Here is a 21523-nt window from a genome sequence, read left to right on the forward strand (position 1 = left end):
AGTTGCTCAATCCAGAAAAAGCGCTGATCTTCCGAATAGTCCATAAGGACAATATCGGACAGGTGCTTCAATCCGGTTGCCAGTGCAGAAGCGCAGGCCGGCTATGTGGAGATTGGCAACCAGGAACTTATCCAGAAGCGGACGCAGCGCCTCGTGCCATGTCCGCCGGGTGGAACTCTGAGCGACTATGTTCCGTTCTACTTCACGCCCTACACGCCGATGATCTACAATATCAAGACAGGCTACGGTGTGCCGCAAAAGCCATTGAAGGATATCGTAATCCTCGTTTCGTCGTTGCCCCGGTTGCAACAGCAGAAAAGGCCATTTGTGTTCAGCGACCGGCATGCTTATTTGAAGACAGCGCAGTTCTCGAACGACCTAGCTGATCTGGACCGGATCATCTGGCCCGTGCTTCAGGTGCGCGACTTCAAGCGCGACGACTTGGACAAGTTCGAGAAATATCAGGCCGAGGCACTTGTGCATTGGCATGTTCCTGTCAGCGCGCTGATCGGAATTGCGTGCTATGATACCGAAACCCGCGATGAGATGCAGCAGCTGGCTGCTGCCTATGGTGTAGCCGTTGAGATCGTCGCACAGAGAAGCTGGTTTCTATGATGATCGAGTTCACCGAAGGAAATCTGCTGGAGTCCGATGCCGAGGCACTCGTCAACACCGTGAACACGGTTGGCGTGATGGGCAAGGGCGTGGCGCTGATGTTCAAGGAAGCTTTCCCAGAAAACTTCAAGGAATATGAGGCGGCTTGCCGTGCGAAGGAATTGCACGTCGGGAAGATGTTCGTCACGCGCCGGCAGTCGTTCCTCGGACCCAAATGGATCGTCAATTTTCCGACGAAGGCGCATTGGCGTTACCCGTCAAAGATGGAATGGGTCGAGCGCGGTCTCGATGATCTCAAGGCGGTGATCGTGCGCAATGATATTCGATCCATCGCCCTGCCGCCGCTCGGGGCTGGCAACGGCGGGTTGGATTGGGCGGAAGTCCGGAAATTGATGATCGAGAAGCTGGCGGACCTGAAGGATGTCCAGATCGTCATCTACGAGCCGACTAAGAAGTATCAGAACGTCGCCAAACGTACTGGAGTCGAGAGGCTTACCGCCCCACGGGCATCGATCGCGGAGCTGATAAGACGGTATTCGATTCTGGGTATTGAGTGCTCGCTACTGGAGGTCCAGAAGCTCGGCTATTTTCTTGAGCGCTTCAATCGCAAGCTGTCGCTGCCGGAGTTCGAGTTTGACTTCGGCGCCAACAAATTCGGACCATATTCCGATAAGCTGAAGCACATGCTCAATGGGCTCGATGGCAGCTACCTGCACTGCGACAAGCGGCTCGCGGATGCCGGCCCGTTCGAGCCGATACGGTTCGATGGGGCCAAGCGCGATTTGGTTGCCCTCTTCATGAAGACCGAGGGCAAGAGCCACTTGCCAGCCGTCGAAGCGACGTCAGCTCTCATCGACGGCTTTGAGTCACCGCTAGGCATGGAACTGCTCGCGACGGTCGACTGGCTTGTTGTCGAGATGGGCGCACAGCCAACCGTTCCGGCAATCCGCGAAAAGCTCCAGTCCTGGCCGGGTGGGAAGGAACCGGCAGAGCGGAAGTTGCGTCTCTTCGACGATCGTATCATTGACATTGCGCTGGATGCGCTCAAGCAAGCGGAACTCACTCCCTAGTCTGGTCGCGGACAGGAATATGAAGCTTAGCGGCCCGCGTAGTGCGGGTGATGCGGAAAAGCCTGGTCAGGTTGCTGTACAGGACGAAACTACCAAGGATCCTGCCGCGCAGGCTCTAGGTTCGAAGGGCGGCGAAAGCGTGCGGAGCGCCTGACTGCGCAGCGGCGATCGGAAATCGCCAAGCTTGCAGCGTCGGCCAGGTGGGCGCAGAGGGGGAAGTTGTCTGTTGAGGGCAAAGTAGACGGCGACCGATAGCCCCGATGACGTGGCGTCACGCCGGGCAATCGTATGTGAAACGCAACGCCGATCCTGGCTAAACCCGGTGGTCTCGACTTGCCCCGTCTGATATAGGTGATGACGGTACTTTTCCAGCGGATGCTGATTTGGAGACAGGTGCCTGAAAGCGTAAAGTTCGACCAATAGGTGTCGATAGCTGTGGAAACCTCTCAAAAAAGATTGGGATGTTTTTCCCTTTAAAATCAAAAGTATAGAAATTCGACGGCCTCTATGTCGGAAATTTCGGCAACGAGGAATTTATTTTGCTTTCATTTCAAATACTTACACCCTGTCTTAACAATCGAGTGGGTCGGCGGGGTACAAACGGCGGCAATATCGTGGTTTCGGTGGCAATTTCCCCATCGCCTGGTTGTTGCTCTCGTCCGTATTTCACCTCCACCGAGCAGGCCCACTCCATTTCCGTATCGGATGAGAGGTCTGCGCGCATTCTCACGATGATGTAGCGCCGGTTCAATGAGAGGGGTGCTCTGGCGTAGAATAGCGCGCGCAAAAGGTGGGTGCTTTGCGCCCTCATTCCGGACGTCCACCCAAGCTAGCGGACATCGCAATCGTAGAAATGATATTCCGGTTGGTCAAATCTGCAGTCGGCATTCCCAATAAGCCTAATGACGAAAAAAATACGAAAGCACCTACATGGCGACCAACAATACATCGAGCATTTGACGGAATCTTTTTCCATTGCGATTGTGCCTGATCATCTTTTTTACCATAGGTAATGGAGGGCGTATGTGAAACGAGTGATCGGAGGATTGGTTTATGACACCGACACCGCTGTAGAAGTGGCAATGGGCAGCCACAACCACGAAATGTCGGATGCGTGGTGGCGTCTCTATCGAACGCCGTCTGGCGTGTTCTTCCAGGTCGCAGCCGGCCACGACGGGATCATAGAGAGCTTTGAACCACTGACTGATCAGCAGGCGCGACGATTCCTTGAGGTGAATGCAAACTCATTGGTCGAGCGCTATTTTGGTCCCATGCCCGAGGCAAGCCGTTCCTTGTTCTCGCGCCGATCTGTCATCGCTGCAATCGATGTCGTGGAGGTGAAGCTCACCCAAGCCGAGATCAGCTCACTGTTCACCGATTTTGGCCCCAACGTTTACGAGCATCTTCCCAACGGCGGTAGCGCAAAAAGCCGGATGGTCGATCTCAAGCGTTACGTCGATCGCAATCCGCTCCGGCAGACCGATGAAGGTCTGCTCGAGAATGTCCTTGTTCATCGCGCGATCGCCTTTCTGCCGTCGATCGAACCTGAGTATGAATGGTCTTCGCCACCGGCGCCAAATCCGATCTTTGACCGGCTGCGCCGAGCGCTGAGTCAGGATGGCTTCATCGTGACGGACGGCGAACTCAGACGCGAGCTCCCCGCCGACATCGGCTTGCCCCAGGCAGAATCCGATCTCGTCAGGCTGTTGGATAAGCATGGCCTCGCAACGGCCAAGGGCCATCTCGATCAGGCATTCAAAAATCACGCAGCAGGCAATTGGGCAGCAGCGAATAGCCAGATTCGCTCCTTCGTCGAAGGCTTGTTCGACGAGTTGGCTGTGAAGCTCGATGCGGCCGCCGCATCGGTCAAATCTGGCCACGAAAGACGCTCACGCCTCGCCAATTGGACCCCTCCGCTATTCGATCGTGCATTGAATGAGTGGGGAGATAACGGCGTCGGTTTCATCAACGGACTGATGGCACGACTGCATCCGCACGGCTCGCACCCTGGTCTCTCTGACGAAGATGACAGCACGTTCCGTCTGCACATCGTGCTGCTAACGGCCAGGCTGTTTTTGTCACGCTACGACCGCGCAAATTCATAGATGGGAGGGGACCATGAACGAAAGGATCACATCTGAAGGCACCGTCGTTGCCATTCCAGGATCGGTCACCGATCTCGCCAAAGGGCTCCGCGAGCTGATCGCGTGCCTGAGGGATGTTGCAGCATTAATTGACGATGGGGGGAAAGCGGTCGCAGGGACGTTTCGTAACCGGCGTTCGCGAGGTGCCGCCCGTAATCTCGATACGCTTGTCTTTTCACCGGCCGGCTCGCGCCAGTATCTCGAGCGCATTGCCGATGGCACCGGTACAAGGGATGACGTCGCGGGCATTGCCGCGATGCTCGAAGCCACGGCGGACGACGTGGAACGGAGCATGCGAGACCTGCGCGGCTATCGCGATACACTAAGAGAGAGTTGCGGCATGGAGGCCGCCAATGCGCTCGACGAAATCATCTACGGCAAGTTCGGCAAAGACGGGCTGCGCCGTTCACTTGGCCGCATTGTGAAGATCGGCGAGGGACAGCGGGCAATACCCGCCGAGGCGGTCCAGATCGCAATCGGCGCGCTTGGAACGATCGAAGGCCTCAATCGCAGGATTGCAGAGCTGCACGATCAGTTGCTCGCCAAGCTGAAGGGATAGCGATAAACTAGACTAATTCCCTGCTCAATCGGTCGCATTCCACGCCCTGCCGTCATCGATGTGGCCGGTGATCGCGCGCGGAACCGCGTTCTGGAATTCTTTACGCGTAGCGCGGCGCCCCGACTAGCTCTTGTGACGGCGCAGCTTGGTGAACATGCGCGTGGTTTCAGAGCGCAGCAGCAAGTCATCATCGAGTGTGATGATGCGAGCGTGCATCGTTGCCAGTCGAACCGGATAAAGTCGCTGAAGCGATTCCCGGATGTCTTCGGGCCGTCCGAAGACGGGCTTGAAGACACTGACCCAATTGTCCTTACGCTCGATAATGGGCAGGTAATCGGTGAAATCAGCATACTCGATCAACGGCAGATCGTCCGCACCAGCTTTGAGCGCAGCGGTCTTCTTTGCCTGCCATTGATCGTGGATGGTCGGAGGCAACTGGTGTTTCATCCAGTCCGGTCCGAAGGTAGTGCTCATGACCGTCACGATAAAGGCGCGGATTTCACGCTCAAAGCGAAGTAAGGTCTGATATGCCCTCGAGTTGAGTTCAAGATCATCATCACCATCGACTGTCTCAACGTCCGCGTCATCCAGGACAAGGCCGGAAACCTCGACCGTCTCCTGATAGGCTTCCTCGCTGAAATGCGTGAGGTCCGGATTGAAGCCGCGACTGTCATAAAGTTCGATGCGTGCGAATGCATCAGCTAGCTTGGGCACGTCGAAGGTGATCGGATCGCGCCAGTCGCCTAGCTGCGAGCGCAGCGCTGCCGTGATCGACTTGCTGTAGGAATTTGTTGAGGTCGCAAGGCCGCCGATCGCCTGGATATTGGCGAAGGCCCGTATTGATAAGGATTCCCGTTCGAGATCGAGCCAAGGCGACTGCATCACGCGTAAGCGTTCCTGCAGCTCGCGCATGCCGCCAAATGCGTCCCGCATCGCCGAGGGATAGCGATCGATGCCCGAGAGCAACTCGGAAATCTTGGTGGTGTCCGGCAACGAAAACTGGCCGTGGAGACTTTGGGCTAGAGCCGCAGCGGTGCCGGACGGAAAGGTGCCAAGCACCGCCTCGCGCCAACGGCTGTCGTTGATGGTCGCGAAAGCATCGCTGCCCCGCATCCTGCCGGAGATAACGTCGTGGATTGATCCAACGCCGTAGATGCCCTTCAACGTGTCCTGCAAGACGCTGTTTCTGGTGACAATGTCGCCGAGAGCAGCGCTCGCCAGTCGATCGGCCGTCAGCCCGCTGATACCCATTGCAGCATCGCGGACGCGCGAAATATCCGCTCGGTGTGCGAGGTCGATTTGCTCGATCAGTTTCTTCGAGATTTCATTCGACATAATCTTCGTCGGCAGCCGAAGCATGCTCCTCTATCAGGCCCTGCGATCCGCAAACATTCGCCGGCATTCGATCTCGGCCAAAGCGCGTCGTTTCTCATAGTTCATTGGCGAGGAAATTGCGATCTGTTCGTTTGCTGCGGCCCGCAGCGCAGATGGTCGGAGTTGCGGAGCAGGGGCCTTCTCCCCTATTTCTTCGTAGGGGGAACTTCGCAAGGTCGTTATTACCTTCCTCTACCCTAGCCCATGCACGATAGCAGCTTCCGAACGCTGCACACAAATGGAGGCCAGTCCGCTTTCGAGCGAATACCGGAGTGCTCTCAATCGGGAATTGGGGTCACCAACCGAACTGCAGCTTATCTTTCAATTTCCGTCCGACCCGGACATTCCGCAGTCGGCCCTTATAAGAAATCGGCCTGATAACTGGTTGCCATTAGCGACACATGCGCCTCCAATGGCGGCCGCAACTCAAATGCCCGTGGCTCCCGCGCGAAATTCCACAACCTCACCAGCCGCCAATCAGCGCGGCGTTCCTCAGCAACGGTCAGTTCGTTACGCGTAATGTGAAACGGCGTTCGCTCCCAGCCTTTGGTCGTCTTCACCTCGATCAGGCGATCGCGGCCGTCGGGATCGAAGCTAAGGATGTCGTAGCCGGCACCGTCGCCATCAATCTGCGACACCCAGCGGATGCGGCCTGCGAGATCGCTTCGGCCGGCGGCAAGCAGGTTGGCATGCTCGTGGGCGAGAATCCGCTCCTCGCCTGCGCGACCGAGTGCGCGATTGCGGGCATCACGCTCGGCCACATCGTACTTCCGGGCGATGGCTGTCATCTGCTCGAGTTCGTTGGGCGGCGGCGCATTGCTGTGCGTCGGTGGCGGGCCGATCCATAGGATCGCCTCTTCCCTCAGCGCTGTCGGCGACGGATTCATGGCCGTCCGTGCGATGGATACGAGCCAATCCGGATGACGATCCAGCCAGCGAACCACCGCGTCGACGAGCGACGCTTGGAAATTGAAGGCCGGCTTATAGCCAGGAATCCAATCTTCGCCGAGGCCCTTCAACACTGCGCTGATGTTCTGGTGCTTATATTCTATGGAACCCCTAGGCCGCCCAATGACCGCTTGCAGGAGCCGATTGTGCTCGGCCTTGCTGTATGCGCGGCCGGCGATGTCGTCGGCGAGCATTGCGAAGTAGTCCGCAACGATCGCGTCGTTCTGCTCCTCGGTCCAGACACCAGCCATCTCCGCCATCGCTTCGCCTATTTTTCCAAGACCTCTTCAAGCTGTTTCACCAGCGTCCCCCGCTTCTCGGCACTCAGGCTATCGAGATTGTGTTGCCGCCATCGCACGGCCGGCAGATCAGCGGCCGCTTCCAAGCCGATTGTTGACCAATCGGGCTCGCCTCGTTCGAACGCCAAGAGGAATTGGCGGTGAGCATCAGGCATTGAGCCGACGATTTCGCTGATCAGCGCTTCACGCGCCGCCAGAAGGTCGTCGAGTTCGACCGGCTGCCGCGTCATGCCGATGAAGCCGCGCTCGAACTCAGCCTTGATGTCCTTGCGCCGTACCGTCAGCACCTCGGCCATGGGGCGGTCGTGGCTGATGAGGTAGACAAGAAAGGTCCGCCGCAGCGCGTCGTCGACGCCTTCGTTCGCCAGGAGGTCGCGCGCGTCGAAGAGGTCACGTGGGTGCTGCCGGTCGAACGCGGCGACGATCTTGCCGGCATAGAGATCCGGAAAGGAGACAATCCGCATTTCCGCAAAACCGAACTCGTCTTCGACGCTGGATGAGACAGGACGTATCTCGGGCTCGAATACGCAGCCTCGCAGGACCGGCGTGACCTCGATTTTGATCTGCGCACTGTCGCTGCGAACCACGAGCTTGGTGACGACGTTTTCGCGTGAGCGCGATGGCGCGACGCGGGTGCCACGAACCGCTTCAGTGATGCGCTCTGCGATGCGCAGCATCGCCGCATCGATCGCAGCTAGCGAGGCCGCGCGTTCCTGAACCGGCAGATAGGTGAGGTCGATATCGACCGAAAGCCGTGGCAGGTCGCGGATGAAGAGATTGATGGCCGTGCCGCCCTTCATCGCAAAACACTCTTCCGCTGCGACTGAAGGCAGCGCGCGGATTAGGAGCGCGACTTGGTTGCGGTAGGCATCAGCAAAAGCCATCAGGGTACCTCATCCAGTTCTTTCGGCACGGTGATCTGATAGGCGGGATCGTAGCGCCCCTCCTTGACCAGCATGCGCTTGCCCGAGCCAAGATCGATTGCAGCGCGCTCAATGTGTTTGAGCCATGCGTGGCGATGCCGATCGGCAAAGAAGAAGAAGAGGCGCTTCACCTTCACGCTTCGGCAGCGGACAAGCAGCTTCTGCAGCCGCCGCGGAGCAAGATCGCTCAGTCCTTCCATCAGCACATCGACCTGATGGAAGCTTTCATGATCGGGCAACTCGTCGAGAAGCTCGAGGATCGCACGTTCAGGTGCTGAAACCGTCAGCGGCCATTCCCATTGTCCCCAGGCAAGGGAGCGTAATACGGCATTCTGGAGAGGCCGGTCGCCTTGCTTGGGGGCACCCGGAACGAGGGGAGGGAAGTCAACCTCGTTCAGGTCGCTCCCAAAGAGCGGTGTGCTGTTGCGGTAGACGAATTCCTCTTTGAGTGGCAGCGTGGTGAGCCAGTTGGGCGGCTTCGTTGGACCGTGAAGATAGACCTTAGAACCGACTTGCGAGAGGTAATGGGCATAGCCCTGCAGTTCGAGAGATGTTCGGCCACCAACGGCAAGGCGATGGTCGAGGAGCGTCTGGAGCGAGATAACGACCTGCTGCCAGCTCAACTGTCCGCGGGGGCGTCGATAGACCCGGCGTGCCGGCTGTTCGAGCCAGCCTGAGGAGACATATTTGGTGCGCAGGGAGGCATAGTAGTCGCGCGCGGAGAGCCACGCGGAATCAACGAGCAAGCCCTCCGGGAGGAGGCGCTCAAGCTGCTTCAGCTTTCCTGTGCTTTGCTCACTCATGGTGAACCTTTTAGCTCATATTCAAACCCGACACTAGTTTGAAAATATCCCGATTAGCGTCACGTCGGTTAGTAAATGCGGCATATGGCAAACCCACGGTCTTCGCCTTGATACAAATCCTCAAATTCCGATGGCTGAAGACTGAGGTTTCGTATCAGTCTGTCTCAGAGATTTAACCGGTTTCGGCTCCCTCACTCGGCAAGGCCAAGGCGTCTGTCCACTCCAGCGGCGAGCACGAGGTGGCTTGCCCCTTTGCGTCGTCGATAGACCAGAGTTGGAGGGTGATAGGGGGCGAATAATAAAAGCTGCCCCTTTCTGCTTCCTGTTCAGGGTCTGGCTCGGCGAAATCGACTTTTGACGATCTCGCCGAAATGTCGAGGAAAAGGGGACTGATCAGGGTGTCGATCTGTTTCAGATGCTGCCGGACCCAAGTCGTCATTGCGCTCACTCTTGCAGCATCCTCGGACGTCGCTTTTTCGAGATGACGGAGCACTGCGTTCAATTTATCCCTTTGGATCAGTTGTTCATGGACCGCATCCACAAACTCCATGCGGCGCTTCTCGCGACTATTGAATGCCTCTTCACGCTGGCGTCGAGCTTCAGCCTCTCGGTGGCGGCGTTCCCGCTCGTCGGATTCTCTCCTGCGCTCACTAATGTACGCGGCGTGCCCGACGAAACCTGCCAATATGTCCGGTAGCATGCTTTCCAGGGCTCGCGTCTTTCCGTCTGAGTAAGTGCGGCGAAGACCTGAATATGGGTTGGTGTGAATAACGATAGCGAGCCGGCCGGATGGAACTTGGTCGTACTTGGGCCAAGGGTCGGTGGTGTAGCCCCAGCGCATCCTTTCATCCCGCCGCTTCAGTTCTGCGGATGTCGGTTGGTGCAAGGTTTTCTCGGGCTGTTCCTCTAGGCCGAACGAAATTGATTCATTCTCGACAATGAGGACCAACCCGTGTTCGGTCGCCTTGGACACATAGCCTTGGGTTTCCGCAAGAGCGAACAACTGGCTTAGAACCCGAATTCCCCGCTCAATGGAAGCCGGAGCATTTTTGAGCGGGACAACGCCTTTCGACCGAGCTGCGGCGAAACCCTGGTCGTCAGGACGCGCTTTTGAAATCGCGCGCCTTGTGGCAGCGAGACACGGCGGTTCATCGATGCTCAGCGTCGGTTGCGATGCAGGGACCAGAAGCGGCTTAGCCGCGGCATGCTTGTGAAGCCTGTCTCTAGCTTTTTCCTTGGCTTCGCGGACCGAAGGAGACAGATGCTGCTCGGAGCTTCCCGATATCCTGACCGTAGCCAGGTTGGGTTCGGTCAGTGACGGTAGTGCTTCCTTGTTGACCCGCTTGCCGTATTCCAGCTTCGCCCAGTACCCACGTTCAGGTGTTGGAATGTGGTGGCGATCGCAGGTCTTCTTCAACGCCGTACCCGTAACGCCATAGTCTGCGGCAACTTTGGTCATGGGTTTGGACCAAACCTGCTCGTAGAGCTCTTCCCGAGAAACTGTCTTCACCCTCTCAACCTCTGTCGTCCATGCAATGTGCTCGATCCCGGCGATCCGGGATCGAGGTGGGAGTATTGATTTTACCGGTTTTGACGGTACTTTATCCGCGCATCAGATTCGACGTTTGCGATCTATGCCTCACTGCGAAGCGGCCGATAGATGCCGATAGTTCACAGAATTTTTCCAGCTAGGCTCGCCCCTGAAAACCAAGCAAAATCAAAAGGCTAGGTTTCTGACGGTACCTTTCACGGTATATTCAACCGCTGAATTTATTTTTCGCAAACATATCAGATACTTAGGGCGAAAAAAATAATAGAGTGGGAATAGCGGTTTTCCAATCGGGGCTGGCGTGAAGAAAATTCCGCCGGCCCTTTTTCAATAAAAGCCTTTCCAGCTCGGTCCCGTTTTGACCAGCGCGCACCAGATTGGCATCAAAATCACCGCGACGGTATGTCTGGCGATGTGCCGAAGACCTGAAGCCCAGCCCACCAGCGATTGCCGTCAAGCCATTCGGTCCTGCTGGACGTATTTTCGGGGCCTGCTGATCTGTTTAGCGCGCAGCTCGCGATGCGTGGGCACTGCCGAAGTGCGGCCTATATGCCATTGCGGAAGGGCGACGCCTGATCATTGAGGAGCCTGTGGCAGCGCCAGACGGCACCAGTCGCCATCTCGCGTGACCTTCCCGCTGCGAAGTGAAATGCAATGCCGGGCAGGTACTGGAAGCCGCGGACCTCAATCGGGACGTGGACTTTCTTTCCTGCCGTGCCTTCCATTGCTGGTCGCTGGTCAACCGACCGCGGCGCTCGGATTTCCATCGCCAGCGGAGTGCGGGAAGTCTTTGTCGGTCAATGTCGGAACGGGCATGTGTGCCGCTCTGTTTTCCGTGAGGGTGACCTGATCGAGCAAAGGGCCACTCCCTCATGTTTCTCGAAGACTGCGGACTGAGGCGGGAAGACCCGCGCCGGTGCTGCGGGCCGGCAGCTTGTCGTTGCCTGTACAGAACCCGGACACAACGAGCGCTTTGCAAAAAGCTGTATTGACGGCACAGGGCAAATGCCGCATTAATTGCGCATAAAGTTGCGCAAATTTATGAGCATATAATGTCAGCCTCATTGAACACGGCATTTTTCGACCCGAGTCCACGGGGACGTGATGTTCCTGTCGCGCCGTTGGTTCTGCGATCAGCAGGGGCATCGAGCTGCAGGCGTTCCGATGCTTTTCCTGCAAGCCGTTCGGAGGAGCGCGCATGAGACTGGGGGGAGATGCGATTGCGCTTGAAAAAGGGGTGGCCGACCATGAGGCAGATTCGCGTTTTGCTTATGCGTGGACGCTGGCTCCCTCGCGCAGGCCTGATCGCCCCCTGCTGATCGCCGTTCACGGCAGTGCACGCGATCATCTGCAAACGCGCGACGCATTTGACGATCTGGCTGCTCGGCAGGATATCAATGTGTTTGCGCCACTCTTCCCTTCAGACGTGACGCGCCCCGGCTATTCCGACGGTTACAAATTTCTCCGCGAGCCGGGCATCGATTATGCGATGCTGCTGGAAAGCATGGCTGCAGCTTTCAGGGCGCGCTTCGCTCTAGGGTCTCAACCTGCCTATCTGTTCGGCTTTTCTGGCGGGGCCCAGTTTGCCCTGCGGTATGCTCTGGTGGCAGCGGGCAAATTGTCCGGCGCGGTTATCGCAGCGCCCGGCGCCGTAACATTGCTGGATACGGAACTGCCCTGGTGGCCCGGCGTCGATGGTATCGAGAGGGCCATTGGGCGTTCGGTTGACAGGAAGGGGCTCGAAGGGCTTCCGCTCCATCTTCTCATCGGTGCAAACGACAGCGATCAGGGCCTCGTGACGCGGGGACCGGATCATCCCGAATACTCGCCTTACGCCGACATTGCCGGTGCGAACCGTCATCAGCGCATGGAAGCCCTGAAAGAAAGTCTTGAGAAATCGGGGCTGAAGCCGGGTTTCGAGTATCTGGATGGTGTTGGACACGAGCTCGGCCCGGTTGCCGTGGCCGCAGCCGGCGCCATCGAAAAGTGGCTTTGAATGCATACACAAAAAAGGGGAATCTCCATGCTTCGCACATTGCTTCTATCCGCCGCGTTCTTGACGCTTTCTGCCGGCGTGTCGTCGGCGCAGGCGCTGCCTGACCACTATCCGGCGGACTATGCCGACCTGATCGCACAGGCAAATGAAGAAGGCTCGCTGCTGATCTATTCCAACATGGGGCCGGAGAATTGGGAGCCGCTTATCGCCGCCTTCAACGAGCATTATCCGGACATCAAGGTAGAAACGCTCGACCTCGGGCCGGGCGAGGTGTTCACGCGCTATCGTGCCGAGACGGGCACGGGTGTGGCGACAGCCGACATGCTGGCCGCCGGCACGATCGGTGACTGGATTCAGGCCGCCAATGACGGTCTCGTCGTTGATTACAAGTCACCGGAAGCTCGGTTCCTGCCGGAGTGGAGCCTTCCGATGCCGGGCGTCTACACCTTCTCCGCCGACCCGATGATCCTGATGTACAACAAGGTTCTGGTTCCCGAGGAACTGCGCACGGCCTCGATGGAAGAGTTCTTCGCCAACATCACCGCGCACCCGGACGTCTTCAAGGGCAAGATCGGCACCTATGACGGCCAGTTCGCTTTTGGCGAATCCATCAACTTTGCGTTCGTGCGTCACCATGGTGACAAGGCATGGGAATGGTTTGACGCAATCGGCCCGTCGACGCGACCCGGTGGCGGCACCGGCGGCATGATCGAGAAGACCGTGAGCGGTGAAAACACGGCGTCCTACTTCGCATCCGGCCCCGTTCTCTTCCCGCGATTGAACCAGGGCGTCGGACAGATCATCGACTGGAAATTTCCTTCCGATGGCACGCCTGTCTTTCTGCGGGGTGTCGGCGTAACGGAAAAGGCACCGCATCCGGCGGCAGCGCGACTCATGCTCGACTTCATCCTCTCGGAAGAGGGGCAGTATGCGGTGGCGGAAGGCAAGCTGACAGCCTATCGCCCCGGTGTTAAGCCGGAGGGCGAAACGTCCTATTCTCTTGACGAGGTGATCGCGGAGATTGGCGGCGAGGACAAGATGATCCTCATCGATTACGACCCGAACATGCTGACAGAGCATGAAGCCTTCATCGCACGCTGGGCCAAGGCCTTCGGTATGTAATCGATCAATGCGGCGGCCAGCTCGAAAGCTGCCGGCCGCCGCATGGCGAGAAAGAAAGCCAGATCATGAATACGCAATCCGCCGAGACCACGCTCACGCCTCCCCGCGTCGGCCCGGCAATCGCGCCTCTCAGCCGTTCGAGCATGGCGCAGTGGCTGATCTTCATCATCACGGCGGTGCTTGTGCTTGCGCCGGCGCTGCCAATCCTGCTTCAGGTGTTTGTCGCCGGCCCTCTCTATGAGCGGGACTGGCACTTCACATTTGCTAATATCGGTCGGCTTCTGGGCAATGAGGCCATTGGTGAGATTGCGCTGACGACGCTGGCCTTTGCGGGCCTGACGACGGTCATCGCGCAGGTGCTCGGCGTGGCAGCGGCCCTTCTCTTCGGGCGCACGGACATGCCCGGTCGCCGGGTGATGGGCGACATGATGATGTGGCCGCTCTATCTCTCGCATCTGATCATGGTGGTCGGCTGGCTCATCGTCTATGGCCCCTCCGGTTTTCTGACGCAGGCTTTCGCGCGGATGTTCGGTGACGCCCCGTGGAACCTCTATTCCATTCCGGGCATGGCCATCGTTGCCGGTGTCTCGCAGGCTCCGCTGGCTTATCTTTATTGCCTTTACGGCGTGGCGCGCTCCATTGACCCGACGCTGGAGAGTGCTGCCCGGACCTGCGGTGCAGGACCGCTGACCGTGATGCGGCGTGTGACGCTGCCGCTGATGTTGCCGGCCATCGTTACTTCCAGCGCGCTCAACATCGTGATCGCCGTGGAAATGCTCTCGATCCCGCTGTTTCTCGGCAGGCCGGCGCGCATCGACACGCTGTCATCCTATCTCTATCTGGAGGGGATCGGGGCCTCTAATCCGCAGCATGGCATGGTGGCCGCCTCGGCTCTGGTTCTGGTGGTTCTGGTCGGCGCAACGCTGATGCTACAGCGATTGCTTCTGTCCAACGGGCATCGTTATGAGACGGTGAAGGGGAAGGGCACACGGCCCGCGCCGCTGCAGCTTGGCGCGCTCAAATGGCCGCTTTTCACGCTCGCCGCTCTCTATATCGTGTTCGTTGTTCTCGTACCGATCCTGGGGCTGGTCCTGCGTGCCTTCACCAGCTACCTGACGCCGCTCATTCCGGTCTGGCAGGTGCTGACGCTGCAGAACTTCAAGGACGTCTTCCAGACAGACGCCTATATGCGCGCACTCTGGAACACGCTGATCATCTCGGTGGCAGCGGCCGGTCTCGGCACGCTTCTCACTGCGCTGATTGCCCTCGTCATCCAGCGGTCGAGCTTCCCGTTCCGCCGCACGCTCGAAGCACTGGCCTATTCGCCGCGCATGGTGCCGGGCCTGATCACTGGTCTGGGGGTCTTCTATGCCGCGATCGTCTTTGCGCCCTTCGGTTGGCTGCGCGACAGCATCTGGATCCTCGTTGTCGCCTATGTGATGGCGACCATTCCGCTGGGGCTTGGCGCGGTGCAGCCTTCGGTGGTGCAGATCGGCGCAGATCTCGACAAGGCGGCGCGTACGGTGGGCGCAGACTGGATAACCAGCATGCGGCGCATTCTCCTCCCGCTCATGAAGCCGGCGCTGCTTGGCTGCTTCATTCTGCTCTTTGTCGTGCACCTGAAGTCTTACGTCGTCGCCATCTTCCTCATGGCGCCGGGACTGGAAATCATGGGTGTGACCATGCTCGGCCTCTGGGAGAACGGAGCAGCCGGCGTGACCGCCGCCTTCGCAACCCTGCAGATCGTCATGATCGCAATTCTTCTGATCGCCGCCCGTCTCGTGTTTGGAGTTAAGCTCTATGAATAAGCTCGTTCTGGAAAGTCTCACAAAGAGCTATGGCGACGTTCACGCCGTAAACGATATTTCGCTGACGGTGGAGCAGGGTGAGTTCCTCACGCTTCTTGGGCCGAGCGGCTGCGGAAAGTCGACCACGCTTGCAGCGATTGCCGGTCTCGACCGGCCAACATCCGGTGTCATCCGCTTTGGCGACCATGTGCTTTTCGATGAGGCGACCGGTCAGTTTGCGCCGCCAGAAAAGCGCGGTTTCGGGGTGGTGTTCCAGTCCTATGCGCTGTGGCCGCACCTGACGGTTGAGCGCAATGTCTCCATGCCTCTGGAGCTGCGCAAGGTGAACCGGGCAGAACGCGCGCGACGCGTCGACGAGGCGCTGGATCTGGTCGGGCTTTCAGGCTACGGCAAGCGCTATCCCGGTGAGTTGTCGGGAGGCCAACAACAGCGTGTTGCGCTGGCACGTGCAGTGGTGTTTCGGCCGCCGCTCCTGCTGCTTGACGAACCGCTCTCCAACCTCGATGCGCAGCTGCGCCAGAGTGCGCGGGTGTGGCTGAAGGAAATTCAGCGCGAGCTTGGTCTGACCGCCATCTATGTGACCCACGATCAGGAAGAAGCGCTGGCGATGAGTGACCGCATTGCCGTCATGCGGGCGGGCAAGATCGTTCAGCTTGGAACGCCGCAGGAAATCTATGAGCGTCCGCAGCATCCCTTTGCGGCGACGTTCATCGGCAGCGCCAATCTTATCGAAGGCATCGTTGAGCAAAGCGCGCGCAGGGGCGACACAATCGTTACGCGCCTGCGTCTGGCGGATGGTCAGAAGCTCGACGGTCACAGCGCGGTGCCGATGGCCGCCGGGGCCAAAGCCAGGCTGGCGGTACGTGGCGAGCGTATGCGGGTTGCAAAAGGAAGTGATGCGAACACGCTGGATGCCAACTTCACCACCGCCAGCTATCTGGGCAATCACTATGAGCAGAAGCTAACCCTGGCGGGGCAGGAAATTCGCATGCTTGTGAATGTTCCTGTGCCTGAAAGGGCGGGGAAAATACACATTGCGGAGGGAGATGCCCTTGTCTTTGCCGCAGAGTAGTGGGAACCCTCGAAAGGTTTGGGGAAGGCAGCGATGAGCAAGAGGGAGATCAGAAACGGGCTGAGCGAGCGCCTGCGCGCCGATATTGCGGCTGGTTTCTATCGGCCGGGCGAATGGCTGCGGCTCGTCGATCTTGAAGAACGCTATGGGGTAGGGCGGTTTGACGTGCGTCAGGCGCTCGCCCGGCTTGCATCGGGGCATATGGTCAGCCATGTGCCCAATCGCGGCTATCGCGTTGCCGAAACCGATCGCAGGCAGCGCGATGAACTTACAGATGCGCGGCTGATGCTGGAGGTGCCGGCAGCGCTGCTGGTGATCGAGCAGGCGAGCGAAGAGGATGTGGCAAACATAGAAGCCGCTGCGCTCGCTTTCGATGATGCGCTCGAGGCCGTTCCCTATCCTGAAGCACAGAAGCTGAACCACGCTTTTCACCACGCCTTCTACGCCTGCTGTGGCAATCGCACGCTGATCGATCTCATCCATGAACTGCGCGAGCGCAATCTGCCTGGTGAGTGGAATCAGTGGGCAATGCCGGCAAAGGCGAGGTCCAGCAGTCTGGACCATCTCGAAATGGTTGAGGCGCTGAAGACGCATGACCGCGAGCGCATGACAGAAGTCGTTACCCGTCATCTGACACGCTGGCGCGAGGCGCCTTCAGAGCAGCGATGACGGCGCAGCTCCGCGCCCGTTATCCTTCTCTCCTGCTATTTATTACAGATTGCGCCGCTGCGGATGGCGGTGAAGGCTCTGCTAAAATCCCAAAGGAGTTTTCACATGCCAGCAGTCGATGTGGTTGAAGATTTTGCGTCCTTCCGAGAGTACAAGACTTGGTATCGGGTCATCGGAGATCTGAAATCCGTAAAGGTGCCGCTTGTGGCTGTTCACGGCGGCCCCGGGTGCACGCATGATTATCTTGAGAGCATCTCAGATATCGCAGCCACAGGCCGCGCAGTCGTTTTTTACGATCAGATCGGAAACGGGCGTTCGACGCATCTCCCGGAGGCCGGTCCCGATTTCTGGACCGTCGACCTGTTTCTTGAAGAGCTCGACAATCTGCTCGATCATCTGGGCATTCGTCAGCGCTACAATCTTCTGGGCCAGTCTTGGGGCGGAATGCTTGGATCCGAGCACGCCGTGCGCCAGCCGCAAGGGTTGAACGGCATCATCATCGCCAACTCACCCAGCTCCATGAAAGCATGGGTGGAGGGCTGTCTTGAGTTGCGCAAGAAACTGCCGCAGGAAACGCAGGATGCCCTGTCCCGTCACGAAGCGGACGGTACCTATGATCATCCCGACTATCAGGCGGCGTCGCAGGTTTTCTACGAGCGCCATGTCTGCCGTCTGCAGCCCATGCCGGATTTCGTAAAGCGCACCTTCGACTGGATCGACCGTGACCCGACCGTCTACCACACGATGAACGGTCCTACGGAGTTTCATGTGGTCGGCACGCTGAAGGACTGGACAGTGGTGGAACGTCTGCATCGGGTGCAGGCGCCGACGCTGGTTATCTCGGGAGCGTATGACGAGGCCTCGCCTGCAACTGTGGGCGAGTTCGCTGACCGTATTCCGGGAGCTCGCTGGGAGGTGTTCGAGGCGTCGAGCCACATGCCGCATGTCGAGGAACGCGGTTCTTACATGGCTGTCGTCGCCGATTTTCTGGCGCGGCTGGATTAGAGAGGGAGGGTTCCAATGAGCAAGCTTCACGTTGCTGCGATCCAGTTGAACACGACGGGTGATGTGCAGGCCAACAATGCCCAGATCGAAGAGATGGTTCGTCAGGTGGCAGGTGAGGGCGTGTCCTTCGTCAGCCTTCCGGAGGCAGCCAACATACTTCTGCGCGACAATCTGCGTTACCCTTCGGTGTGTGTGCCCGAGGCGGATGATACGACACTGGCGCTCTGTCTCCGCCTTGCCCGGGAACTCGGCATCTGGATACATGCCGGCTCGCTTCTCGTGCGTCATGAAAACGGGCAGCGAATCTGGAATAGAGCCTATCTCATCGCTCCATCGGGCGATGTTGTGGCAACCTACGACAAGCTGCACACATTCGACGTAAAGCTGGGGGGCGCGGCCGATTTCCAGGAATCCGCCGCCGTTGCCCCTGGTGAGGGTGGCGCCGTGGTCGTCGACATGGGCGATTTCCGGCTCGGTCTGTCGATCTGCTACGACATTCGCTTTTCCTATCTGTTCGATGCGCTGGCCGGGGTCGGTGCAAATGTGATGATGATCCCGGCTTCATTCTCCACGGCGACGGGGCCGCTGCACTGGGAACCCCTGCTGAAAGCCCGTGCGATTGAAACCGGCTCCTATGTGATTGCTGCAGCGCAATGTGGTGAACGGGAGGGGGTGCGGGTTTACGGTCAATCCCGGATCATCTCGCCATTCGGCGAAGTCATCGCTGCGGCGGGCGACGATCCGTGTGTCATCATGGCTGAAGTCGACAGCGCGGTTGTTGCAGCGACCCGTCACCGCTTGCCAACGCTGTTGCAGCGCCGCGAAATCGGGACGCCCCGGGTCGTCATGGCTCGGCCGTAGCGGTGCGCCGTATTCGGGATAATCGGGCTTGCCTCTACAAAAATCAGCGCTTAGCCTTTACGAGTGCTGGCCTGGGATGCCCGACAGATCCGAATAGATGAAGGTGATGAATACAAAGCCGAAAACGCCATCGAACGCTGAACTGGATCGAAAGCTCGATCGGGCTGCCCGCTCGGTGGCGAAGTTCGGAATGCAGGCATTGATTTATGACTTTTCTCCCGTGCCCTTCACACCTGAGGGGGAGTTGATCACACCCACTGTCCTTGCCTCCCGGAACATTCCTGGAGAAATGGAGAGACTCTGGTGTAGCGGCGGCTTCTACCAGCTTGATCCGGTGCAGAAGATTGCGTTGGGTCGCGCACGCCCCGTCTACTGGTCCTATCATGCAGATGAGTCTTCGGAACTGAGCGATCGCAGGAATATTCCCGCAGAGGTGGCCAGTTTCCTGCGCGAACGCAAGCTGGCGCGCGGTATGACCGTGGCCGTGCGCGGGGGCACGCGCGGCCTTGCGACGGTAACGGGCATCTGGAACGAACGCCCGCCGGAGAGGCGTCTCGACAATGAATTGGCCGCTGCATTCACGCTCATGGCGCATGAATTGCAGGACGAGATCATGGCTTCGATCAACGACGAAGCGATGATGACGACCGCGGTGCGCCTGACGCCGCGCGAGATGGAATGCCTGCGCCTTTGTGCGGAAGGCCGTCCCGACAAGCAGGTCGCCCATGCGCTCGACCGCTCGCTTTCGACCGTGATCATGCACATGCAGTCGGCGATGAAGAAGCTCGGTGCCCGCAACCGCGCCCAGACACTGGCCCGCGCCGCCCATTACGGTTTGCTCGACCCTGCGCCCTCCTACCAGTCCAACCTGTAAGTTCTTCCAGCTAGGCTGTCTCGCCATCCCTTCCTAGGCTTTCCCTGAGAAGGATGAGGAGGGAGACTTTGGGACGACGCTTTTGGCTAAAGCGGCTATTGCGAACGCTGATCACGCTGTGGGCCGTGGTCACGTTCACATTCGTCGTTCTGCGCACATCCGGTGATCCGGTTGTCGCGCTGCTAAGCCCTGACGCCCTGCCGGCCGAGATCGAACAGTTTCGTCAGAAATGGAATCTCGATCGTTCGCTTTTCGAGCAATACCTCGCTTACATGCTCAATCTTTTCTCCGGAGATTTCGGGCATTCCTATCAGGATGGGCGAGCCGTCACGACGATAGTAGCCGAGCGCCTGCCGAACACGCTGCAACTGGGCGCGGTCGCCTATCTCTGGGCGCTGGCCATCGGCATTCCCGCAGGCATTCTCGCCGCGCTGAAGCGCGACAGCCTGCTCGACCGGGGCGTCATGACCTTTGCCGTCGTGGGTTTCGCGCTGCCAAACTATTTCCTCGGCATTCTGATGATCCTGTTTTTCTCGTTCCATCTGCGCTGGCTTCCGAGCGCGGGAGCGGGCAGTGCGCTTCATCTCATCATGCCAGGCCTGACGCTGGGGTTCTACGTTGCGGGAACGCTCGCGCGGTTCACCCGCTCGGCCATGCTGGAGGTTCTGGAGCGCCCTTATATGCGCACGATCCGGGCCAAGGGCGCGCCCTTTCTTTACGGTGTGCTGCGCCATGCGCTGCCCAATGCGGCGATCCCGATCGTCACCATTCTAGGCCTCAATCTTGGGGCGCTGGTGGGTGGCACGGTGGTGGTAGAGGCGGTGTTCGGCTGGCCGGGCATCGGGCGCCTTCTGGTGCAGACGGTCGCCTCGCGTGATCTGGCGGTGGTGCAGGGGCTCGTCCTGATGATGGCCGCATTCATGGTTCTCGCAAACCTGTTGGCCGATCTCACCTATTCCCTGATCGATCCGCGAATTCGGGTGAGCAAATGATGCGCCATATTCCAACGATTGCATGGCTGTCGATCGCGACACTCCTCTGCGCCCTTCTTTTCGCACTGTTTGGCGGCTGGCTTTCGGACCATGCCGCCACCCAGCAAAACCTGCTTGCGCGCATGCGGCCGCCGCTGCTCTTCGGAGGCGACTTCGAGTTTCCGCTGGGCACCGACAGGCTGGGCCGCGACCTGCTCGCGCGCATGGCCGAAGGGCTGCGCATATCTCTTCTGATTGCGCTTCTCGGTTCCGTTCTGGGTGCGCTCTTCGGCTGCACGCTCGGCTTTGTCGCCGCGCATTTCAGAGGCTGGGTCGAAGAGACGATCATGATGGTCGTGGACATTCAGGCGTCCCTGCCGTTCATCCTGATCGCCCTGACGCTGCTCGCCTTCTTCGGCAATTCGTTCGGGCTCTTGATCTTTCTCATGGCGATGTTCGGATGGGACTCTTACGCCCGCCTTTCGCGTGGTGTGGTCCTGTCTGCCAAGAGCCAGCCCTGGGCGGAAGCGGTCCGCACGCTCGGTGTGCCGCCAGTGGCGCTTTACCTGCGGCATGTGCTGCCCAATGTGGCGGGCATTCTCATCGTCCAGCTTACGTTGAACTTTCCGCAGATCATCCTGCTTGAAAGCGCCCTCAGCTTTCTCGGTCTAGGCATTCAGCCACCCATGACCAGCCTTGGTCAGATCATGGGAGACGGGCGCGATTACCTGTCCACGTCCTGGTGGATATCCGTGTTGCCGGGCCTGACGATCTTTCTCGTTTCTCTGGCGATGTGCGTGCTTGGGGACTGGCTGCGCGATCGTCTCGATCCGGCACTGCAACGTGTGCGGCAATAACACA

General features: G+C 58.9%; 19 protein-coding genes. 14 read left to right on the top strand and 5 right to left on the bottom strand.

Annotated elements, in window-relative coordinates; translation table 11 throughout:
• The first annotated feature begins 105 nt into the window (after positions 1-105).
• From darT to BLW55_RS16945, 4 genes are all read left to right on the top strand, one after another.
• Positions 106-615, top strand: coding sequence for a type II toxin-antitoxin system toxin DNA ADP-ribosyl transferase DarT (gene darT, locus BLW55_RS16930; protein ID WP_210184108.1), 510 nt, complete (start codon positions 106-108; stop codon positions 613-615).
• The gene (darG, locus tag BLW55_RS16935) at positions 612-1685 is read left to right on the top strand and encodes a type II toxin-antitoxin system antitoxin DNA ADP-ribosyl glycohydrolase DarG (RefSeq protein WP_244509113.1); all 1074 of its coding nucleotides are present in this window, start codon (positions 612-614) and stop codon (positions 1683-1685) included. The genes darT and darG overlap by 4 nt, the downstream gene beginning before the upstream one ends.
• 1025 nt (positions 1686-2710) lie before the next feature.
• Complete coding sequence (locus BLW55_RS16940; RefSeq protein WP_143038456.1) at positions 2711-3790, top strand: hypothetical protein; 1080 nt, start codon at positions 2711-2713, stop codon at positions 3788-3790.
• A gap of 13 nt (positions 3791-3803) precedes the next feature.
• Positions 3804-4388 carry a hypothetical protein gene (locus tag BLW55_RS16945; protein WP_090329573.1) on the top strand — a complete coding sequence of 195 codons (585 nt, stop codon included), beginning with the start codon at positions 3804-3806 and terminating at the stop codon, positions 4386-4388.
• 123 nt (positions 4389-4511) lie between these two features.
• Here the strand turns inward: BLW55_RS16945 and BLW55_RS16950 are convergent, their stop codons facing one another.
• The 5 genes from BLW55_RS16950 to BLW55_RS16970 all read right to left on the bottom strand — a co-directional run bounded on the left by BLW55_RS16950 (position 4512) and on the right by BLW55_RS16970 (position 10194).
• Complete coding sequence (locus BLW55_RS16950) at positions 4512-5747, bottom strand: hypothetical protein (RefSeq protein ID WP_090329574.1); 1236 nt, start codon at positions 5745-5747, stop codon at positions 4512-4514.
• Positions 5748-6121: 374 nt separating this feature from the next.
• Entirely contained in the window at positions 6122-6970 is an 849-nt protein-coding gene (locus BLW55_RS16955; RefSeq protein ID WP_090329575.1) for a protein NO VEIN domain-containing protein, read from the bottom strand.
• Between the two features lie 8 nt (positions 6971-6978).
• Positions 6979-7893 carry a nucleotidyl transferase AbiEii/AbiGii toxin family protein gene (locus tag BLW55_RS16960; RefSeq protein WP_090329576.1) on the bottom strand — a complete coding sequence of 305 codons (915 nt, stop codon included), beginning with the start codon at positions 7891-7893 and terminating at the stop codon, positions 6979-6981.
• On the bottom strand, positions 7893-8735 hold the full coding sequence (locus BLW55_RS16965) for a type IV toxin-antitoxin system AbiEi family antitoxin domain-containing protein (RefSeq protein ID WP_090329577.1): 843 nt from the start codon (positions 8733-8735) through the stop codon (positions 7893-7895). The genes BLW55_RS16960 and BLW55_RS16965 overlap by 1 nt, the downstream gene beginning before the upstream one ends.
• Positions 8736-8907: 172 nt before the next feature.
• The gene (locus BLW55_RS16970; RefSeq protein WP_090329578.1) at positions 8908-10194 is read right to left on the bottom strand and encodes a hypothetical protein; all 1287 of its coding nucleotides are present in this window, start codon (positions 10192-10194) and stop codon (positions 8908-8910) included.
• A 1288-nt stretch (positions 10195-11482) separates the two neighbouring features.
• Between BLW55_RS16970 and BLW55_RS16980 the strand changes: the two genes are divergently transcribed.
• The 10 genes from BLW55_RS16980 to BLW55_RS17025 all read left to right on the top strand — a co-directional run bounded on the left by BLW55_RS16980 (position 11483) and on the right by BLW55_RS17025 (position 21519).
• Positions 11483-12280: an alpha/beta fold hydrolase gene (locus BLW55_RS16980; protein WP_090329580.1), complete on the top strand. Its 798-nt coding sequence runs from the start codon at positions 11483-11485 to the stop codon at positions 12278-12280.
• A gap of 27 nt (positions 12281-12307) precedes the next feature.
• Positions 12308-13402: an ABC transporter substrate-binding protein gene (locus BLW55_RS16985; protein WP_090330042.1), complete on the top strand. Its 1095-nt coding sequence runs from the start codon at positions 12308-12310 to the stop codon at positions 13400-13402.
• 65 nt (positions 13403-13467) lie between these two features.
• On the top strand, positions 13468-15210 hold the full coding sequence (locus tag BLW55_RS16990) for an ABC transporter permease (protein WP_090329581.1): 1743 nt from the start codon (positions 13468-13470) through the stop codon (positions 15208-15210).
• Complete coding sequence (locus tag BLW55_RS16995) at positions 15203-16282, top strand: ABC transporter ATP-binding protein (RefSeq protein ID WP_090329582.1); 1080 nt, start codon at positions 15203-15205, stop codon at positions 16280-16282. The genes BLW55_RS16990 and BLW55_RS16995 overlap by 8 nt, the downstream gene beginning before the upstream one ends.
• A 33-nt stretch (positions 16283-16315) precedes the next feature.
• The gene (locus BLW55_RS17000; RefSeq protein WP_007009455.1) at positions 16316-16951 is read left to right on the top strand and encodes a GntR family transcriptional regulator; all 636 of its coding nucleotides are present in this window, start codon (positions 16316-16318) and stop codon (positions 16949-16951) included.
• Positions 16952-17056: 105 nt separating this feature from the next.
• Complete coding sequence (locus BLW55_RS17005; protein ID WP_090329583.1) at positions 17057-17956, top strand: proline iminopeptidase-family hydrolase; 900 nt, start codon at positions 17057-17059, stop codon at positions 17954-17956.
• 15 nt (positions 17957-17971) lie between these two features.
• On the top strand, positions 17972-18817 hold the full coding sequence (locus tag BLW55_RS17010) for a carbon-nitrogen hydrolase family protein (protein ID WP_090329584.1): 846 nt from the start codon (positions 17972-17974) through the stop codon (positions 18815-18817).
• A 97-nt stretch (positions 18818-18914) separates the two neighbouring features.
• Positions 18915-19691 carry a helix-turn-helix transcriptional regulator gene (locus BLW55_RS17015; RefSeq protein ID WP_090329585.1) on the top strand — a complete coding sequence of 259 codons (777 nt, stop codon included), beginning with the start codon at positions 18915-18917 and terminating at the stop codon, positions 19689-19691.
• A gap of 53 nt (positions 19692-19744) precedes the next feature.
• Entirely contained in the window at positions 19745-20683 is a 939-nt protein-coding gene (locus tag BLW55_RS17020) for an ABC transporter permease (RefSeq protein ID WP_177175098.1), read from the top strand.
• Positions 20683-21519: an ABC transporter permease gene (locus tag BLW55_RS17025; protein ID WP_025029256.1), complete on the top strand. Its 837-nt coding sequence runs from the start codon at positions 20683-20685 to the stop codon at positions 21517-21519. The genes BLW55_RS17020 and BLW55_RS17025 overlap by 1 nt, the downstream gene beginning before the upstream one ends.
• The last annotated feature ends 4 nt before the right edge of the window (positions 21520-21523 follow it).

Source organism: Nitratireductor aquibiodomus, from assembly GCF_900105565.1.
GTDB lineage: Bacteria > Pseudomonadota > Alphaproteobacteria > Rhizobiales > Rhizobiaceae > Nitratireductor > Nitratireductor aquibiodomus.

What these genes read in the sequence shown, in the direction of transcription:
- BLW55_RS16980 (WP_090329580.1), top strand. Translation starts at nt 11,483, where the DNA reads ATGAGACTGGGGGGAGATGCGATTGCGCTTGAAAAAGGGGTGGCCGAC.
- darG (WP_244509113.1), top strand. Translation starts at nt 612, where the DNA reads ATGATGATCGAGTTCACCGAAGGAAATCTGCTGGAGTCCGATGCCGAG.
- BLW55_RS17025 (WP_025029256.1), top strand. Translation starts at nt 20,683, where the DNA reads ATGCGCCATATTCCAACGATTGCATGGCTGTCGATCGCGACACTCCTC.
- BLW55_RS17015 (WP_090329585.1), top strand. Translation starts at nt 18,915, where the DNA reads ATGAAGGTGATGAATACAAAGCCGAAAACGCCATCGAACGCTGAACTG.
- BLW55_RS16950 (WP_090329574.1), bottom strand. Translation starts at nt 5,747, where the DNA reads ATGCTTCGGCTGCCGACGAAGATTATGTCGAATGAAATCTCGAAGAAA.
- BLW55_RS17010 (WP_090329584.1), top strand. Translation starts at nt 17,972, where the DNA reads ATGAGCAAGCTTCACGTTGCTGCGATCCAGTTGAACACGACGGGTGAT.
- BLW55_RS16955 (WP_090329575.1), bottom strand. Translation starts at nt 6,970, where the DNA reads ATGGCGGAGATGGCTGGTGTCTGGACCGAGGAGCAGAACGACGCGATC.
- BLW55_RS17005 (WP_090329583.1), top strand. Translation starts at nt 17,057, where the DNA reads ATGCCAGCAGTCGATGTGGTTGAAGATTTTGCGTCCTTCCGAGAGTAC.
- BLW55_RS16970 (WP_090329578.1), bottom strand. Translation starts at nt 10,194, where the DNA reads ATGACCAAAGTTGCCGCAGACTATGGCGTTACGGGTACGGCGTTGAAG.
- BLW55_RS17020 (WP_177175098.1), top strand. Translation starts at nt 19,745, where the DNA reads ATGAGGAGGGAGACTTTGGGACGACGCTTTTGGCTAAAGCGGCTATTG.
- BLW55_RS16965 (WP_090329577.1), bottom strand. Translation starts at nt 8,735, where the DNA reads ATGAGTGAGCAAAGCACAGGAAAGCTGAAGCAGCTTGAGCGCCTCCTC.
- BLW55_RS17000 (WP_007009455.1), top strand. Translation starts at nt 16,316, where the DNA reads ATGAGCAAGAGGGAGATCAGAAACGGGCTGAGCGAGCGCCTGCGCGCC.
- BLW55_RS16985 (WP_090330042.1), top strand. Translation starts at nt 12,308, where the DNA reads ATGCTTCGCACATTGCTTCTATCCGCCGCGTTCTTGACGCTTTCTGCC.
- BLW55_RS16990 (WP_090329581.1), top strand. Translation starts at nt 13,468, where the DNA reads ATGAATACGCAATCCGCCGAGACCACGCTCACGCCTCCCCGCGTCGGC.
- BLW55_RS16960 (WP_090329576.1), bottom strand. Translation starts at nt 7,893, where the DNA reads ATGGCTTTTGCTGATGCCTACCGCAACCAAGTCGCGCTCCTAATCCGC.
- BLW55_RS16945 (WP_090329573.1), top strand. Translation starts at nt 3,804, where the DNA reads ATGAACGAAAGGATCACATCTGAAGGCACCGTCGTTGCCATTCCAGGA.
- BLW55_RS16995 (WP_090329582.1), top strand. Translation starts at nt 15,203, where the DNA reads ATGAATAAGCTCGTTCTGGAAAGTCTCACAAAGAGCTATGGCGACGTT.